The organism is Cupriavidus sp. H19C3, from assembly GCF_049393815.1.
In the GTDB taxonomy this organism is placed as follows: domain Bacteria; phylum Pseudomonadota; class Gammaproteobacteria; order Burkholderiales; family Burkholderiaceae; genus Cupriavidus.
The window spans coordinates 1,686,276-1,703,382 of the sequence record NZ_CP184986.1; the positions used below are offsets into that span (position 1 = coordinate 1,686,276).

A 17,107-nucleotide genomic window follows, 5' to 3' on the forward strand; every position below is an offset into this window, starting at 1 on the left:
CTTGGCCATCAGCCCGGGCGGGCGGGCGCGCGGGCGCGCCGCGCATGCAGCCGGGCGGCGGCGGTTTCCGACGCCTCTTCGTCGAGCGCCGCTTCCGCGGCGCGTTGCGCGGCATCCAGCAGCGCCCGCAGGCGCTCCTGGCAGGTATCGCGCGAGGTTTCGGCACGGCCCAGCGCGCGCAGTGCGGCGTCCACCTTCTGTTGGGCCGAGACGCGATAGCGCTCGGCGACCTCGATGGCCTGGTCAGCGGCCTTCAGTTCCTCTTCGAGATAGCGCAGATACGCCGCGTGCATCAGATAGGACGCGGGCGCCATGTCGCGCGAGGTGAGCACACGGGCGAGCTCGCGACGGCCGGCGTCGAGCCGGTCCTGCGCCTGCGCGCGCGCCGCACGTGCCGCTGCCACCGCGGCCTCGCGTTCGCGCAGCTCCGCGCGGCGTGCCTGCACGGCCTGGTTGGCGCGTTCCACGGCGCGCACCTTGACCACCAGTACGGCACGCCAGGCCTTGACTGCTCGGCTCATCGGATGCGACTCAACCGTGCGCGTAGCCGCAGACGATGCTGGCGGTCTCGTACGCTTCCGCCAGCTCCTGCGTGCCCTGGCCGAGGAATGCCTCCAGTTCCTCGTGCCGCGCGATCGCCTCGTCGGCGAGCGGGTCGTTACCGCTCTGATACTCGCCCACCTGCAGCAGCGTCTCGACTTCGGCGTAGCGGGCCAGCAGCTTGCGCATGCGGCCCGCGCCGGCCATATGCTCGGCGCTTGCCACCAGCGGCATCACGCGGCTCAGGCTGTTGAGGATATCGATGGCGGGATAGCGGTTGCGCGCGGCGATATCGCGCGACAGGATCAGGTGGCCGTCGAGAATGCCGCGCACTTCCTCGGTGACCGGATCGCTGCCGCTTTCGTCTTCGGCCAGCACCGTGTAGAGCGCGGTGATCGAGCCGGTATCGCTGGTGCCGGCGCGTTCGAGCAGGCGCGGCAGTTCGGCAAAGATCGACGGTGGAAAGCCGCGCCGCGTGGGCGGCTCGCCGGCTGCCAGGCCGATCTCGCGCTGCGCGCGCGCAAAGCGTGTGAGCGAGTCCATCATCAGCAGCACGCGCATGCCCTGGTCGCGAAAATATTCGGCCACGGCCGTGCCCACGTACGCGGCCTTGGCGCGTTCGATCGACGAGCGGTCCGAGGTAGCGCACACCACCACGGTACGCCGCATGCCGGCCTCGCCAAGGATCAGCTCGATAAACTCGCGCACTTCGCGACCACGCTCGCCAATCAGGACGATCACGCTGATATCGCAGTCGGTGCCGCGTGCCAGCATGCCGAGCAAGGTACTCTTGCCGACGCCGGCGGGGGCGAAGATGCCCAGGCGCTGGCCTTCGCCGAGCGTCATCAGACCATCGATGGCGCGTACGCCGGTGGCGATGGCGGTGTCGATCAGCTTGCGGCGCATGGGGTCCGGGGCGTTGGCAAATACTGGCACATAGCCGGTGGCCTCGATCGGACCCAGCCCGTCGATGGGCTCGCCAAGGCCGTCGATGACGCGTCCCAGCAGTCCCTGGCCGACACCGATCGCCAAGGCGCGGCCGCTGCCGACCACTCGCGTCGCGCGCGACAGGCCGACGGTATTGCCGAACGGTGCCAGCAACAGCATGCGGCGGCTGAAGCCGACCACTTCGGCACGTTGCAGCAGCGCGCCCGATGGCGCGCGCAGTTCGCAGATCTCGCCGAGCGCCGCGTCCAGCCCGCCGACGTGCAGCAGGGTGCCGGTGACCTCGACGATCTTGCCATAGCGCGCGCCCCCCTCGGACGAGGCCAGGGCACGATCGATGCGGTCGGCGAAATCGAGGATGGTGCTCATGCGAGTTCCGTGTAGCGTGCTGGGGGGGATTCCGGCGCCTCCTGCGCAGGTGCCGGCCCGGCGCGCATTTCCCGTTCGAACAGGCGCCGCAGGGACGCGAGCTCCTCGTCCAGGCCCGTCACGAAGACGCCGTTGTCCCATTCGCAGCGACAGCTGCCGGCGGGCGCGGCGGCGTCGGACGCCACCTCGAAGGCGGCCTGGTGCCCCACCGTATCGCGCAGCAACGAGAGCGACTCGCGCGCGCGCGCCACGTCGTCGGGATGCACGGTCAGCGTGACGAACGACGCTTCGTCGATCAGCCGCTGCAGGCGCAGGGTCACGCGGGCAAACAGCGCATCGCGGTCGCTTTCGCAGACCACGCGCTCCACCGCAGCCATCACCAGATGGGCCAGGCGCGCCTGCGCGCTTGCCACGGCGGCGTGCGCGTCGAGAGACTCGCGCAGCATCAACGCGTTGGCGTCATCACGGGCACGGCGCAGGCCGTCTTCCCACAGCCCTCGGCCGCGGCGGCCTGCCAGCGTGCCTGGGCGGCCGCGTCGGTGGCCGCCGCCGCAGCCGCCGCGGCGGCGCGCATGGCGTCGGCCTGTGCCGTGGCGTCGCCCAGGATATCGCGGGCCTGCGCTTGGCGCGCGCCAGGGCGTCGTCGATCGACAATACGGCGGCATACTCGTCGGCACGGAGGACATCGGCATCGACACCGACGCTCGCACCCATGCTCGCACCTGCGCCGACGCTCGCGGCGGCAGGGGCGCCAGCCTCGGGGTTCACGGCGACGCTGCCCACCTCCGTTCCATCAGCGTCGGTGCGATCGCCTACGCCGGACGAGTAGCGTTGCGTGCGGTCAAGCCAGACGATCATGGCCGCTCCGGCATCCAGTGCGGCAGGCGCTGGAAAAAGCGGGCATTCTCTGCACGGTCCACCTCGGTGTGGTCCCCCTCGGTGCGGCCCACCTCCGCCTGGCCCACCGGCGCATCGGCAGCCGGCACGCCCGCATAGCCGGCCAGCGTGGCAAGCATCGCGGCGGCGGGCTCGCCCGCCATCAGCCGCAGCAGGCCGTCGCGCGCGAGGGTATCGGGGTCGAGCGCCAGCGGTAGCGGCAACCTGGTTTCGCCGTCCTCGGCGGCGGCACCGCGCAGCCGCGTCAGCACGGCGTTGCCGCCCACCGCGGCGGCCATCGCGGCGAGACTGGCGCGATCGATGCAGCGGCGCACCGCGGACCGGCGTGCAAATAGCGCGCGCAGGGCCAGCACCTGGCGGCGGAACGTCGGTTCGGCCACGCAGATGCGCGCGGCGGGGCGCAGGAATGCGTCCGCGCTCACCGCGTCATCGAGCAAGGCGGCGCGACACCAGCGCTGCGTTGCCCGACGGCGCGGTGCGGTACCCATGGCGCCCGTCAGCGGCGGACCCGCGCGTTCGCCGGCGTCGCCCAGACACGCCTCGTAGCGACGCAGCGCCGCCATGACCGGGCCGAGCGCCGCCGCCATGACCTTCGCGTGATCCATGCCCATGGCCTCCCTCAGGTCGCGTTGCCGGCTGCCGGCCGCGCGCGCCCACCGCGGCGCCGCTGCGCCACCATCTCGCCGATGCGCTCGCGCAGCAGAAAGCCGGCAACGCCGAGCGCCACCAGCAGCGCCACGCCCGCTCCGATCCAGATCAGCGGCTTCGATCGCTTGTGCCGCACCGCGCGTTGGACCTCGGCCGGGATAAACGTCACGCTGACGTTCTCGTAGGTCAGGCCCTCCACGCTATGCATCACCAGGTTCTTGATACTGGGCAGCAGCGACGCCACGTCGGTGTTGGGCCGGTACTTGATGAACACCGCCGCGGACGACGGCTTGACGACGTTGGAGAGCGGATCGTTGTTGGGCAGCACGATCTGTACATTCGCAAACGACACGCCGTCCACGCGCGACAGCACCGCGGACAGTTGCTGCGATACCCCGTAGATAAACCGTACGCGTTCTTCCGTCGGCGTCGAGATCAGCCCTTCCTTCTTGAACATGTCGCCAAGATTGGCGTACTTCTCGCGCGGCAGGCCGTGCGCACGCAGCGCTTTCATCGCATCCGGAAAATCGTCGCCGGGCACCGTGACCGTCCAGGTCTTGCCGCTGTCGGGCGTCTCCTTGTCCGGATGCAGGCCGGCGTCGAACAGCACGCTCATCATCTCGTCGACCTCGCTTTCCGTGAGCTGCGAGTAGAGCTGCTGGTTGCAGCCCGCCAGCAGCAGCACAAGGAGCAGGGAGACCAGCCAGCGCGGGCGCGGGATCGAGGCGGACATGGCCACTACTGGTTCTTCATCAGGTTCTGGACCGCGCTCTTGCCGCCCTGCGCAAATCCAACGCCGAGCTCGATGCGCGCCATCGAATCCGCCAGCTGGTACTGCAGTTGCACCATCTGTGCGGTGAACTCGCGCTGGTCGAGCGACGGTGCGGTTTCCTGGAACGCCTGCACGCGTTGCTGCAACTGGCTGAACATGTCGTCCTGCGCCCCCACCAGTTCGGTGATGGCGGACGGCCGCTGGGTCGGGCTGGCTTCCAGGCTGCGTGTCTGCAGGTCGGACGCGGCGCGGTCCAGCAACTGCCGGAAGCGCGCTTCCGACTCCGCCGAGGCTGGCGGCACCGCTGTCTTTGCCACGCTCCCCGGCTCGGCAACGCCTACCGGATAGGGCGGCAACGGTCCGGCCGGGCTCGCCGCCGCGCCCGGTGTGACACGCGCAGGGCCATCGATGGCGCTGACGGCCTGGATGGCACCGATGGAGGGGTCGATCAAGGACATGCTGGCTTCTCCTCAGACACGCAGGAAGTGAGTGGTGGAAAACGGCGAACGCTCGCCACGGTCCTGCGGACGCTCGGCGGCAGGCTCTTCACCGGCCAGGGCGCGCGCGCCGCCGGTATCGTCCTCCTTGCGCCCCATCAGCAGATTGACGAGCCGCACGGATTCGGGATCTTCCTCGCGCGACAGCACCTGGTTGGCAAACATCTGCCAGCCCGGATCGCGCAGCGAGAACAGGCACGTGGCCAGCAACGCCGCCACATAGGCATTGAACGGGGCCTGCAGCGTCTGCGACTCCAGGTCGCGCAGCGTGCGGGCGGCATCGTCGTAGCGCTTGCGGCCCATCATCAGCCAGACGTCGTAGATATGAAGCTCGCGGAAACGCGGCCGCATCACATGCAAGGCCGCGAGCAGCCGCTCCGCCTCGTGGCTGTACTGCTTGTTCACGCTCGTGACGAGCAGTTCGATCAGGGCGGATACGAGCGAATCCGGGCATTCGGTCATGTCGAGCATGGGATCTCCAGCGAGGCGAATCTGGGTCTGGAGTGTGGCCCCCAGCCGCCGCGCATGCGGCGCCCGGAGCGAAGACAGGACGCCCCCGCCGAAGTGCGGCCCGATTTGCCGCCACCACTTCGTCCGCCGCCGCGCGGCTTCGGTTCCGTGGGCGCACGCGCGCCCGGGCCGCCGCACCATCCCCTGCGTTGCCAGCCTGAGCGACCCGATCGCGCGCGCCATGTCCGACGAAAAGACCGAAGCCCCCACAGAGAAAAAGCTCGACGATGCCAGGCGCGACGGCAAGTCGCCCAAGAGCACCGACCTTGCCGCCGGCGCGCTGCTGATCGGCGCGGCCGCCGGCATGGCCGGGGCCGCCAGCTTCATGGGCGAGCATCTGCGCAATCTGGTCCATATCGCGCTCGACGTCGGCCGCAATGCGTCGCCCCGCTTCGACCTCGGCGCCTTCATGCTCGCGGTGAGCGTCGAGGCCGGCTGGGTACTGCTGCCGCTACTCGGCGTGGCGCTGCTGTTGCCGGCCGCGGCGCTGGTGGCGCAGACCGGCTTCAACATTTCGTTCAAGTCGGTGGAACTGAAGCTCGATGCGATCAACCCGGCGGCCGGCATCAAGAAGCTGTTCTCGCTGCGCTCGATGCTGGACCTGATCAAGATGGTGCTCAAGGCCGCGGTGCTGGTCGCCGTGCTGGTCAAGCTCACCATGCTGCTGTTGCCCACCACGGCCGCGCTTGCCTACCAGCCCATCGGCGATGTGGTCGCGGTGGTGTGGATCCTGCTGTGGCGCTTCATCGCGGCGGCCGGCGTGCTGTTTCTGATGATCGGCGCGGCCGACTACGGCCTGCAGTACTGGCTGTTTATCCGCGAGCACCGCATGTCGAAGGACGAAGTGAAGCGGGAGCACAAGGAGTCCGAGGGCAACCCGGAAATCAAGTCCAAGCGCAAGTCCATTGCGCGCGAGATGGCGATGGAAGGACCCGCTGCCAAGGTGGAGCAGGCGCAGGCGGTGGTGGTCAATCCCACCCACTACGCGGTGGCCATCCGCTACGTGGCGGAGGAACACGGCCTGCCGCGCGTCATCGCCAAGGGCGTCGACGCGGAAGCGCTGGCCATCCGCGAGCGCGCGGAAGCACACGGCATCCCCATCGTGCCGGCACCGCCGCTGGCGCGCGCGCTCTACACCGTACCGCTGGAGCAGGCGGTTCCCGAGCCGCTGTTCGAAGCCGTTGCCGAGGTACTCGCCTGGGTTGCCCAGCTCACGCCGGCGCCCGACACCCACGATCGACCCGAGGGCTACTGACATGTCATCCACCCCCCGCGCATCCCAGGGCGCCGCCGCCAACAGCGTGCTGCGCGACTACTCCGGCGAGTTCAGCATCGCCGCGCTGATCGTCGCCATCGTGGCGCTGATGATCCTGCCCTTGCCGACGATCGTGATCGACACGTTGCTGTCGGTCAACATCATGCTCAGCGTGATCCTGCTCACGGCCACGATGTACGTGCCCAACGCCACCTCGCTCTCGGCCTTTCCGTCGCTGCTACTGTTCACCACACTGTTCCGGCTGTCGCTGAACATCGCCTCGACCAAGTCGATCCTGCTCAAGGCCGATGCCGGCCACATCATCGAGAGCTTCGGGCAACTGGTGGTGGGTGGCAATCTCGTGGTCGGCCTGGTGGTATTCCTGATCATCACCACGGTGCAGTTCATCGTGATCGCCAAGGGCTCGGAGCGCGTGGCCGAAGTGGGTGCGCGGTTTACGCTCGATGCCATGCCCGGCAAGCAGATGAGCATCGACGCCGACGTGCGGGCAGGCAACATGACCGCCGAGGAAGCGCGCGAACGCCGCGAGATGCTGGCCATCGAGAGCCAGCTGCACGGCGGCATGGATGGCGCGATGAAGTTCGTCAAGGGCGACGCGATTGCCGGGCTCGTCATCACCATGGTCAATATCGTGGCCGGCATCGTCATTGGCACCAGCTACCACGGCATGACCGCGGCGGAGGCGGCCTCGCGCTTCTCGGTGCTGTCGATCGGCGATGCGATGGTGTCTCAGATTCCGTCGCTGCTGATCTCGGTGGCGGCGGGCATCATGATCACGCGCGTGTCGAAGGAGCATGAAAAGCCGCGCTCGCTGGGCATGGAAATTCTTGCGCAGTTGTCGACCAGTTCGCGCGCGTTGTCCACCGCCTCGGTCCTGCTGGCGGGCTTCGCGCTGGTGCCGGGCTTTCCGTCGACGATCTTCCTGCTGCTGGCGGGCGGGCTCTACGGTGGCGGCCATGCGGTGCGCCGCGCTGCGCGTCGACGCAACCACGACGCCGACGAAGCACTGTCCTCGCTGCAGCGCGAAGGCGCCAAGCAGGACACCGGCAGCATCCTGCGCAACGCGCCCGCCTTTGCCGCGCCGCTGGCGGTCAAGCTGTCGCGCGAGCTTGCCGAGAAACTGGACCTGACCAAGCTCGACCACGCCTTTGAAACCGGGCGGCGCATCGTCGCCGAGGAACTGGGCCTGCCCTTCCCGGGCATCGTATTCTGGGGCGACGAGCAGTTGGGTGGCCTGACCTATGACGTACTCGTCCACGACGTGCCGGTGGCCTCGGGCGACCTCGATGCGGCGGGCAACAAGACGCCCGAGGAAGAGCGAGAGGCGCGCATCGCCGAACACGCGGTGGATACGCTGCGCCGCGAGGCACGGCTGTTTATCGGCGTGCAGGAAGCCCAGTGGATTCTGGAACGCATCACGGCGACCTATCCCGGGCTGGTGTCGGAAGCGCAGAAGGCGCTGCCGGTGCAGAAGATTGCGGACGTCCTGCGGCGCCTGCTCGAGGAACAGGTGCCGATCCGCGATATCCGTTCGATCCTGGAAAGCCTGGTCGCGTGGGGCCCAAAGGAGAAGGACCTCGTCATGCTGACCGAGTACGTACGCAGCGACCTGGGACGCATGATCGCGCACCGGGCCACGCGCGGCTCGCGCCAGTTGCCGGCGATCGTACTGGACCAGGAACTCGAGCAGACCATCCGGCAGTCGATCAAGCCCACGCCTGCCGGCAACTTCCTCACGCTGGAACCGCGCGTGATCGAGATGATCCTGCAGCGGCTGGAGCGGCTGGTCAACGGGCCCGACAACGCCGGCCCGCCCGACCGTCTGGCGGTGGTCACGGCCGCGGATATCCGCCGCTATTTCCGCCGGCTGATCGAGCGACGCTTCCAGAAGCTCGACGTGTACTCGTTCCAGGAACTCAACGGCGAGATCGACCTGCAACTGGTCGGCAGCCTGTCGCTCTGATCCCACCATGACCCGCAACTCCATGCCCATGCCGCCGGTACGCATCGTGCCGGCACAGCGCGACCATGGCGCCGACCAGGCGGATGCCGGCGAACGCTTCCGCCGCATGCTCGACGCGCAGCGGCGCCGTGCGGCGGCCGGCGCGGTCGCATCGCCACCGCCGCAGTTGGGTACGGCACACGACGTACGCGACATACCCGACGTGCCCCGCCGCGACGCCGGCGAGCCCGCCGGTGAAGCCGCCAGGGCATCGAACTCGCGAGAGACGGCCGGCCTCACGGAGGTCGCCGCCCGCGGCGCTGCAGGGCATCGCCCGCATGCGGAACCGGTCGCGCCGGGCCACGCCGACCGTGACCGGGTTGGCAACCGAGCCGGCACGACGGCGCGGGTCGAAGCGGGCGACACGAACCCGGCGCCCCTGTCTGCCTCGCTGTCTGCCTCGCTGTCTGCCTCGCTGTCCGCGTCACCCTCCACGCTGGCGTCGACGCCGCCCGCGGGACATTCCGCCGAGCCAATGCGCGCTACCGTCAATGCCATCGCGCGCACCGGCTCGCATGCGCGCGAGCCCGGTCATGACGGCAACCCGCGCAAGCGCGGCGGCGCACGGCAAGACCGCGAGGCCGGCGACCGCGGCACCTCGACCTTTCCCACGCCCGCGGTGATGCCACCCACGACACCGCGCGCGACGCCATGGGCAACGTCATTCGTGACTCGACTCGAGCGCGATGTGGCGGACCTCTGCGCGTGGCAGGACGGCGCGCAAGGGAGCTCGACGGACGGTGCCACGCGCACCGTGACGCTCGTGCCGGACCCCGGCGTCCTGCCCGATACGCAGCTCACGATGACGATTTCGCCGGATGCCTTGTTGCTTCGGTTTCACTGCAAATCCGCGCCATCGCGTCAACTACTATGCCTCCACGGCGATACCTTGAAAGACCGGCTGGCGCGTCGTACCGCACGCACCATCGATCTCGAAGTGATCGCCGCCTGATTCACGGACCCCGGCACCCACGCGAGCATGATGTCCCACCACCTTCCCGTCGATCCGCTGCGCTCCAGGCTGCCGCGCTACGCGACCGCGTTGGCACACCTCTCGCGCGTGTTGCCCGCCATCGCGCGACAGGCAGGGGTCGAGGCGACGTTGCTGGTCTCGGCACGCGCGCCCGTGCTGATCGACCCGGCGCAGGTGACGATCGAGTCCGATGCGGGACGCGCGCGGTTGCGCTTCGACCTGTCTTGCTCGCCGGCACTGGAGAGCATCGTCGCGGATCGCAACGACGCCCGTCGTACCGCGCTTGCCAATCTGTACCTCGCGCCGTGGCTGGCCGCGTTGCAGCCGGCCGGCACGGGCGCGCTGGTCGTGCGCGAGATCGGACGCGACGGCGGGCCCGAGAGCGGTGACGGTACGAATGACGGTACGAATGACGATACGAATGACGATACGGAGGACGGCAGCGGTGCCCCCACCGGCGCGGTGCCGCGGCACGAGGAGCGCGGGCCGACGCACGGCGTCGCACTGACGATCGCCGCCGATGCGCCGTGCGTGGTCCATGACATCGATGCGACGTTGGTCGAGGCCCTGGCGCGCGGTCTCGCGAACGCCGCGCCCGACACCGCCACCGATGCCAACGCCCCCGGCGCGCGCGATGCCGCGCTCGCTTGCGCACCGGATCCTTGCCGGCGCCACCTCACCGCTCACCTTAGCGCCCACCTTAGCGCCCACCTCGTCGGCCACCTCGCCGGCCGCCTCCACCTTGCCACGCGCCCGCTGCGACTGGACGTGCTGAACACGCTGCGCGCAGGCGACGTCGTGCTCGGCTGGCCGTTGCCCGCGCCGTATCAACCGGGCGCGCCCCTGCGCGGCCTTGCCTTGCGCTGGGGCGCCGCCCACGGCATGCAGGCGCACGCCATGGTGTCGACCCGTGGCAACCAACTGATCCTCGAGACCCCTCTCACCATGATCCAGGACACGCAAGACGACGCGGCACTGGCCGCACCGGTCACCGACCGGCCTTGGCACGATCCGGCTGCCGCCGATGCCGCTGCACCGCTGCAGGCGCCGGCCGTGGCGCCGACCGCGCCTACTACCGTGGCCCCTGCCCTGGACCTCGGCCCGATGACCGTCCCCGTGCGCGTGGAACTGGTGACCCTGGCGCTCGCGCTCGACGCCATCGCCGCGCTGCAACCCGGCAGCGTCGTCGAATTACCCGCACCGCTCGACAGCGCCGTGGTCCAGCTGGTCTGCTGCGGCCATACCGTCGCGCACGGGCAACTGGTGGCGGTGGGCGACAACCTTGGCGTGCGTATCGTGCAAGCGACGCAGGTATCCTCGACGCAGTCGAACCCGATGCCATCGGCGGCGGCCCATGGGCGGTAATCTCAATATCGCGTCGCTGCTGATCACCCTGCTCGCGCTGGGCCTGTTGCCCTTCGTCGCGATGGTGGTCACGTCGTACACGAAGATCGTGATCGTGCTGGGCCTGCTGCGCAATGCGCTGGGCGCGCAGCAGGTGCCGCCGTCGATGGTCACCAACGGCATCGCGTTGATCGTGTCGTGCTTCGTGATGGCACCGGTGGGCCAGTCGGCCTACGATGCCGCGCAGTCGATGTCGCAGGGCAACCTGGTCGAGAACGGCAATGCGGCGGTGCTGTTCGATGCCGCACGCGAGCCGTTCCGGCAGTTCCTGTCCAAGCACACGTCCGAGCGCGACCGTGCCTTCTTCCTGAAGTCCGCCAAGGAAATCTGGCCGCCCGATATGGCCGCCAAGCTCAAGCCGGACGACCTGCTCGTGCTCGCGCCCGCCTTCACGGTCAGCGAACTGGCCGCCGCATTCCGCATCGGCTTCCTGCTGTACCTGGTGTTCATCGTGATCGACCTCGTGATCGCCAACATCCTGATGGCGCTCGGCCTGTCGCAGGTAACACCCACCAACGTGGCCATTCCGTTCAAGCTGCTGCTGTTCGTGGCAATGGACGGCTGGTCGGTGCTGATCCACGGTCTGATTTCCACCTACAAATGACATGGACTACGACAACATCGTTCATCTGACCACCAGTGCGCTGATGGTTTGCCTCATGGTGTCGCTGCCGGCCGTCGCCACCGCCGCCCTGTCCGGCCTGCTGATCTCGTTCCTGCAGGCCATCACGTCACTGCAGGACGCCAGCATCTCGCAGGTCGCCAAGCTGATCATCGTCACTGGCGTGCTGCTTGCCACCGCGCCGTGGGGTGGCTCGGCGGTGCTCGAATTTGCCAACGCCGTCATGCGCACGGTGTTCCCGTCATGAAGATCGTCAACGGCTATCTCGCGGCGATGGACCCCGCCGACCTTACCGGCACACCCGGCACACTGGGCGCCCGGACGTCCAGACGACGCGCCGGCGGGCCGCCCGTGCGTCCGGGCAACCTGCGCGCGGCACGCAGCGCGCGCGCCCGTGGCGGCGTGCAGCACGACCCGGAGGCCATCGAGTCCGGCCATACCGCGCACGAGGAAAGCGAACTCCACGATCTGCATCGCCTGGAGGGCCTTCACCCGCGTATGCGACGCAAGGCCGGCAAGCGCCGGGGCGCTGGCATTGCCACGCATGACGCGGATCATGACGGCGAGGACGAAGCCGACGCGCTGGAGGCGCATGAACCGGACCACCACGAGGACTGGCGCCAACGGCTGGTCATCCGCGCGGGCGACCACACCGGTGGCGAGCGCAACGACGAGGACGGCGAGGAGCGCCGTCATGATCAGCGGCATGAAGCCCGGCACGAGGCCCCCACCCACGCGCGGGACGATGAGGGCCAGGCGCCGCGTCAAGCCAACGCCGCGGCAGCGCGCGGTCCGATGCGTCGTCCGGTGGCGGGCTTCCATCGCGATGCGGATATCGAATGGGTGCAGGCGGTGCTGCTCGCACAGATCGCCGCCATCCAGCAGCCGGACGCATCCGTGGGCAGGATTGAGCGCCAGACACGCGACACCATGCTGCGTTACCTCGCCGAGCGCGCCCGCAGGGGACACGCCGCGGAGGCGACGGACACAAAGTTGCCTGCCAGACTCGACGCGGTCCGCGCGCTACTGGTGGCGGAGCGCGAACGGCTGCGCAGACAGGGCATCGAGCCGCGTCCGGCAGTGCTGCTGGATGAGGCACAACAACGGCAGTACCTGCTGCTGCCACTCAAGGTGCTGATGTTGTCCTCACCAGGACTGCGCCGGCATGGCAACCAGGCGATGGCGAGCATCCAGTCGCTGCTCGGGCTCGGCCGCCGCACGCGCGGGAGGACGTCATGACGCGACAGCTTCGCATTCTTACCGGCTACCACGCCGGCGCGCGGCTCGATCTGCCGCCGGGCCGTCACGTGATTGGCGCCGACGAGCACGCCGACGTGCATATCTCCGACTGGCAGGGCGCCGCGGTGGCCCTTGTCTTTGCGGAAGACGGCACGGTCACGCTGGCGAGCATGGCGGACCATGCCGGGCGCGACGCGGCAGGCGTCACGGACCCTGTGCCGCTGCACGACTTCATACCGGTCCGTCGCGGCGACATCGTGCTGTGCGTCGGCCCGGCCGATACGGCCTGGCCGGCCGAAGTCAGGTTGCTCGAAGCGATGTTCAGGCCGGCACCTGCTGCGCCGCCCGTGGCGGCAGCGGGCGTGGCACCGGCACCGGCAGCGCCAGCGGCAGCCCCGGCAGCGGCGGCGCCGGCAGCGAGTGCCCGGCGTCCGCGCGCGGGCCGCCGCTGGCTACGCATCGGCGTGTGCGCGCTGGCGGCGACCACCGCCATCGGCGCGGCCATGGCGATGGCGATGACGCGCGCGCCAAAGACGGTGTCCGCGGCAGGTTCCCCTGCGCGCGCGCCCGCACTGACGCCGGCCCAACGTCGGCTCGCGCAGGTCGAGCACACGCTGGGGTCGACGGGGCAGGCCGAGGTAAAGGCGGCCTTCGACCATGGCCCCGGCATCGAGCCAGGGGCGTCGAACCACCGGGGATCCGCCCTCGACGAGCAGACCATCGTGGTCAGCGGCATGGTGCCCACCGCGGCCGAGGCCACGGCCCTGCGGCGCGCGCTGGCACCGCTCGATGGCGGCCATCTCGTGATCCGCCTGTCCGTCGCGGCGAGCATCGTCGACGACTTGCGCGCCTCGCTGTCGGACCCTGGCGCCGAAGTCAGCTATGCCGGCGCGGGCGTGTTCCGGGTGGGGGGCACCGTGCGTGACCCGGCCCGGGCGCGCGCGCTGATCGAACGCATGCGCGGCGACTACGGCGCGGCCGTGCGGCGCATCGAGGTCGACCTGGCCGGCCCGTCGGCCGACAACACGCCACGCAATGTTCATGCAGCGCTGCATGTGGATGGGCTGCGCTACTACCAGTTGCCGGACGGCACCAAGAATTTTCCGGACGACGCGCTGACGGCTGGCGCCGAATCTCCGGAGGGACTGGCGTCGGATGCCGATGCGGTCGTGGCCACCGCCATCCCGGCCGGCCAGACCGCCGCCAGACCCACGCCCGTGGCGGCAGCGTTGCCGGCAGGCACCCTGCCGCTGCCCTCGGCCGCACCCAGGTCGGCCCGCTAGGCCGCAAACAGCAAACCCGTCGTTGAGGACACGAATATGTACGACAGCCTGACCCCGGACACGATCCGCTCGCTCGACCAGATGGTGCAGTTGATCGCGGCAAACCCGAAGGACCCGCGCGTGGCCAACGGCATCGCGCAACTGAAGGCAGCCGCCTCGGCCATCGTCGACGCCTCGCTGGGCGAGCCGGCCGCCCATGCGCGCAACGCGGCGCGTGTGGTGGCCGATGGTCTGATGGCGGCCGCCGCGGTATGCGAGCGATTGCGCGACGAGTAAGCCACCGCAAGGCAGGCGGCAATGCCCGGCCACGCCGGGCGCAACCAGACAGCGTGGCCACGCTCCCGGGCGAGGCTGCACTGGCAGTGCCGGACATCCGGGCGATGGCCGGTATCACACGACCGGCCCGCAACACGGGCCATTGGAAACGAGGAGTTTGTCATGCCGAGTAATGTCAGCAATGCAGGTACGGGGGCCAGCGTCGTCGGCGCAGGCGCCGATTATGTCGCGTCGAAGGGGGGCATGGACGCCAACACCGCCAGCGCCATCGCACAGATCCAGGCGGCGGCCGAGGCGATGAACGCGATCAACCTCGCCACCACGCTGGCGCAGCTCAAGGAGGCGGGCCCCAAGAACGCGAAGTCCCTGACACAGGGGTGACGGCGCGCAGGCACGGAGGCGGCAAGGCACGCGTGCCAGGTCGTCCCTGTTCCCGCCACTGTCCGCTTCCGTTCGTCTGTCTCTGCCTGTCTGTACCCAGCGGTCCCGGTCGCGCTTGCCGCCGGGACCGCTTCATGGATTCCCAACCTTCCGCCCTACGTGCGTCATGAGCCTGGAACGCCGAAACGAGCTGATCGTCGAGCTTTGCGAGGAACTCGACATTCCCGACGCCGATGGCATCGTCGAAGCCGGCCTGCTGAACGCGAGCGGATTCGATCTCGCCATCGACTTCTTCGAGGAAGATCCTCATGCGATCTACCTCAACTTCGAGTACGGCATCATCAGCAGCGGCCGCACCCTGCGCATTTTCCGCCTGCTGCTGGAAGCCAACCTGACGCTATACGCGCAGGACCAGGCCCAGCTGGGTCTCGATCCCGATACCGGCGGCATCGTGCTGCTGCTGCGCGTGCCCCTCAACGACGACGTGGATGGCGCCTACCTCGGTGAGCTGGTCACCCATTACGTCGAACATGGCCGGTACTGGCAGAACAATATCGTCGGCTCTTCCGACGAGATGTTCGAGAACCTCGCCAGCGGCGACTATATGTGGATTCGGGTGTGAAACTGCATGGACATGGCGGCGCCGGCGCCGCTGACGATTTACTGGACTGCGAGTTACGCGAGTTGCGCCACCAGGCGTTTCGCCTGCTCAGCGGCAGCGCGGAGGAAGCGCGTTATGCCAGCGGCGAGGGCATGCTGATGGTGGAGGGCGCGCTGGTCGAGGTGGCGCCCCGCACGCGGCCGCACGATACGGTGCCCTGCGCCGAGCCGGGCATGATGATCACCGCCGAGGCGGGGTACCGGCTGGAGTCCGCGCAGCTGGCCCGCATCAAGGGCTCCCTGACGCTCGCCGCCGAACTGCTGCTGCGCTTTGGCGCCTCCATCGGCTGCACGGCGCAAGGCGAGATCACGTTGAACCGATGGCTGTCGGCGCGCCACCTGACGGTCGATCGTCTGGCCGCGGAAATCACCGCGACGCGCCGGCTGCAGCAACTGATCGAGAATCCGCCCGAGGGGTCGGACGGCGCCACGCTGCGGTAACGCTGCGCGCGCAGGGCCGCCGCGTTGTGCTCAGGCGCGCGCGAGCTGGCGCGCGGGCGACGCCACCGGCTGGCGTGTCACCGGATGCGCGGGCTCGTCGTCGTCGAGCTTGAACTCGCCCACCACGCTCTGCAGTTGCTGGGCCTGCTCCGCCAGCGCGGCGGAGGCCGCAGCGGCCTGCTCGACCAGCGCGGCGTTCTGCTGCGTCACCGTGTCCATCTGCATCACGGCTTCATTGACCTGCGCAATGCCGGCGCTCTGGTGGTCGGAGGCCGTGGCGATCTCGCCGAGGATCTGCGTCACGCGACGTACGGCCTGCACGATCTCTTCCATGGTCTGCCCGGCCTGCCCGACCAGCGCCGAGCCGCTTTCGACCTGGCGCGCCGAATCGTTGATCAGCACGTTGATTTCCTTGGCCGCGGCGGCACTGCGCTGCGCCAGCGTGCGCACCTCGCCCGCCACCACCGCAAAGCCGCGGCCCTGCTCGCCGGCGCGCGCGGCTTCCACGGCAGCGTTCAGCGCCAGGATGTTGGTCTGGAACGCAATACCCTCGATCACCGCGATGATGTCCGTCACCTTGCGCGAGCTCGCGTTGATGGCGTCCATGGTTTCCACCACGCTGCCCACGATGGCGCCGCCGCGTTCGGCGATGCCCGATGCTTCGCCAGCAAGATGATTGGCGGAGCGCGCGCGGTCCGTGTTGAGTTTGACCATCGAGGTCAGCTCGCTCATGCTGGATGCGGTTTCTTCCAGCGTGGCGGCCTGCTCCTCGGTGCGTTGCGACAGATCGGTATTGCCGGCCGCGATCTGGTGCGATGCCACGGAAATCGCATCGGTGGCCGCCTTGATACGGGTCACCAGGTCGGTCAGCATGTCCTCCATCTCGCCCATGCCACCCAGCAAGCGGCCAAACTCGCCGCCGCGATCGGTCTCGAATTCCTTGCTGAGGTCGCCCGCCGCCACGGTTTCGGCAATATAGACCGCTTCCGCCAGCGGCACCTGCACACCGCGCACGATGCCGATGCCGGCCACCACGCTGACGATCAGGGCCAGGGCGCCCAGGCCGTAGACAACCGGGCGCGTGCTGTCATCCTCGGCCACTGCCTGGGTCGCCGCCGGCTTGCCCGCCCCGGCCAGCCGCGCCTCCAGATCGCTCACCCGGCCGAGGGCGACGGCCATCATGATGGCCATCAGGACCAACACCACGCCAAAGGCCATGCCAATGCGTGCCCGAATGCTCAAATTGTCCAGTGCCATGGTCGCTCCCGCTCCTCTATCACCCTCGATCATCGGGGTCTTCATCGTTTGATCGCTGTCCTAACGGCACTCGCGCGCCAGACTTTAGGGAAAATTTTGCTGCGATGCCGCATCC

The 17,107-nt window shown here is 69.1% G+C and carries 20 protein-coding genes; 12 read left to right on the plus strand and 8 right to left on the minus strand.

Annotated features, from left to right (window positions below; all coding sequences use genetic code 11):
• Positions 1–8: 8 nt before the first annotated feature.
• The 7 genes from DFLDMN_RS27100 to DFLDMN_RS27130 form a co-directional block, all read right to left on the minus strand.
• Positions 9–521, minus strand: a complete 513-nt coding sequence (locus DFLDMN_RS27100) for a hypothetical protein (protein ID WP_423198831.1) — start codon at positions 519–521, stop codon at positions 9–11.
• Between the two features lie 10 nt (positions 522–531).
• Positions 532–1,854, minus strand: coding sequence for a FliI/YscN family ATPase (locus DFLDMN_RS27105; protein WP_423198832.1), 1,323 nt, complete (start codon positions 1,852–1,854; stop codon positions 532–534).
• Complete coding sequence (locus tag DFLDMN_RS27110; protein ID WP_423198833.1) at positions 1,851–2,300, minus strand: FliH/SctL family protein; 450 nt, start codon at positions 2,298–2,300, stop codon at positions 1,851–1,853. The genes DFLDMN_RS27105 and DFLDMN_RS27110 overlap by 4 nt, the downstream gene beginning before the upstream one ends.
• A gap of 408 nt (positions 2,301–2,708) precedes the next feature.
• Positions 2,709–3,356 carry a type III secretion protein HrpB4 gene (locus DFLDMN_RS27115; protein WP_423198834.1) on the minus strand — a complete coding sequence of 216 codons (648 nt, stop codon included), beginning with the start codon at positions 3,354–3,356 and terminating at the stop codon, positions 2,709–2,711.
• A gap of 14 nt (positions 3,357–3,370) precedes the next feature.
• Entirely contained in the window at positions 3,371–4,132 is a 762-nt protein-coding gene (gene sctJ / locus DFLDMN_RS27120; RefSeq protein ID WP_423198835.1) for a type III secretion system inner membrane ring lipoprotein SctJ, read from the minus strand.
• 5 nt (positions 4,133–4,137) lie between these two features.
• On the minus strand, positions 4,138–4,629 hold the full coding sequence (locus tag DFLDMN_RS27125; RefSeq protein ID WP_423198836.1) for a hypothetical protein: 492 nt from the start codon (positions 4,627–4,629) through the stop codon (positions 4,138–4,140).
• Between the two features lie 12 nt (positions 4,630–4,641).
• Positions 4,642–5,139, minus strand: coding sequence for an HrpB1 family type III secretion system apparatus protein (locus DFLDMN_RS27130; protein WP_423198837.1), 498 nt, complete (start codon positions 5,137–5,139; stop codon positions 4,642–4,644).
• A 220-nt stretch (positions 5,140–5,359) separates the two neighbouring features.
• On the opposite strand from DFLDMN_RS27130, the gene sctU reads away from it, so the two are divergent.
• From sctU to DFLDMN_RS27190, 12 genes are all read left to right on the plus strand, one after another.
• Positions 5,360–6,433 (plus strand): EscU/YscU/HrcU family type III secretion system export apparatus switch protein, encoded by a 1,074-nt coding sequence (sctU, locus tag DFLDMN_RS27135; RefSeq protein ID WP_423198838.1) that lies wholly within the window; start codon positions 5,360–5,362, stop codon positions 6,431–6,433.
• A gap of 1 nt (position 6,434) precedes the next feature.
• Positions 6,435–8,417 carry an FHIPEP family type III secretion protein gene (locus DFLDMN_RS27140; RefSeq protein WP_423198839.1) on the plus strand — a complete coding sequence of 661 codons (1,983 nt, stop codon included), beginning with the start codon at positions 6,435–6,437 and terminating at the stop codon, positions 8,415–8,417.
• Between the two features lie 7 nt (positions 8,418–8,424).
• On the plus strand, positions 8,425–9,408 hold the full coding sequence (locus DFLDMN_RS27145) for a type III secretion HpaP family protein (RefSeq protein WP_423198840.1): 984 nt from the start codon (positions 8,425–8,427) through the stop codon (positions 9,406–9,408).
• 27 nt (positions 9,409–9,435) lie between these two features.
• Positions 9,436–10,794 carry a FliM/FliN family flagellar motor switch protein gene (locus DFLDMN_RS27150; protein ID WP_423198841.1) on the plus strand — a complete coding sequence of 453 codons (1,359 nt, stop codon included), beginning with the start codon at positions 9,436–9,438 and terminating at the stop codon, positions 10,792–10,794.
• Positions 10,784–11,437, plus strand: a complete 654-nt coding sequence (gene sctR / locus DFLDMN_RS27155; RefSeq protein ID WP_423198842.1) for a type III secretion system export apparatus subunit SctR — start codon at positions 10,784–10,786, stop codon at positions 11,435–11,437. The genes DFLDMN_RS27150 and sctR overlap by 11 nt, the downstream gene beginning before the upstream one ends.
• Before the next feature lies 1 nt (position 11,438).
• Positions 11,439–11,702, plus strand: coding sequence for a type III secretion system export apparatus subunit SctS (gene sctS, locus DFLDMN_RS27160; protein ID WP_423198843.1), 264 nt, complete (start codon positions 11,439–11,441; stop codon positions 11,700–11,702).
• Positions 11,699–12,694, plus strand: coding sequence for a hypothetical protein (locus tag DFLDMN_RS27165; protein WP_423198844.1), 996 nt, complete (start codon positions 11,699–11,701; stop codon positions 12,692–12,694). The genes sctS and DFLDMN_RS27165 overlap by 4 nt, the downstream gene beginning before the upstream one ends.
• Entirely contained in the window at positions 12,691–13,977 is a 1,287-nt protein-coding gene (locus DFLDMN_RS27170; RefSeq protein ID WP_423198845.1) for a hypothetical protein, read from the plus strand. The genes DFLDMN_RS27165 and DFLDMN_RS27170 overlap by 4 nt, the downstream gene beginning before the upstream one ends.
• 36 nt (positions 13,978–14,013) lie before the next feature.
• Positions 14,014–14,253 carry a hypothetical protein gene (locus tag DFLDMN_RS27175; protein ID WP_423198846.1) on the plus strand — a complete coding sequence of 80 codons (240 nt, stop codon included), beginning with the start codon at positions 14,014–14,016 and terminating at the stop codon, positions 14,251–14,253.
• A gap of 162 nt (positions 14,254–14,415) precedes the next feature.
• Positions 14,416–14,634 carry a hypothetical protein gene (locus DFLDMN_RS27180; protein ID WP_423198847.1) on the plus strand — a complete coding sequence of 73 codons (219 nt, stop codon included), beginning with the start codon at positions 14,416–14,418 and terminating at the stop codon, positions 14,632–14,634.
• Between the two features lie 166 nt (positions 14,635–14,800).
• Positions 14,801–15,256, plus strand: coding sequence for a CesT family type III secretion system chaperone (locus DFLDMN_RS27185; protein WP_423198848.1), 456 nt, complete (start codon positions 14,801–14,803; stop codon positions 15,254–15,256).
• Entirely contained in the window at positions 15,253–15,735 is a 483-nt protein-coding gene (locus DFLDMN_RS27190) for a hypothetical protein (protein ID WP_423198849.1), read from the plus strand. The genes DFLDMN_RS27185 and DFLDMN_RS27190 overlap by 4 nt, the downstream gene beginning before the upstream one ends.
• Positions 15,736–15,765: 30 nt before the next feature.
• Here DFLDMN_RS27190 and DFLDMN_RS27195 read toward each other — a convergent pair whose 3' ends face one another.
• Positions 15,766–16,992: a methyl-accepting chemotaxis protein gene (locus tag DFLDMN_RS27195; RefSeq protein ID WP_423198850.1), complete on the minus strand. Its 1,227-nt coding sequence runs from the start codon at positions 16,990–16,992 to the stop codon at positions 15,766–15,768.
• Positions 16,993–17,107: the final 115 nt, after the last annotated feature.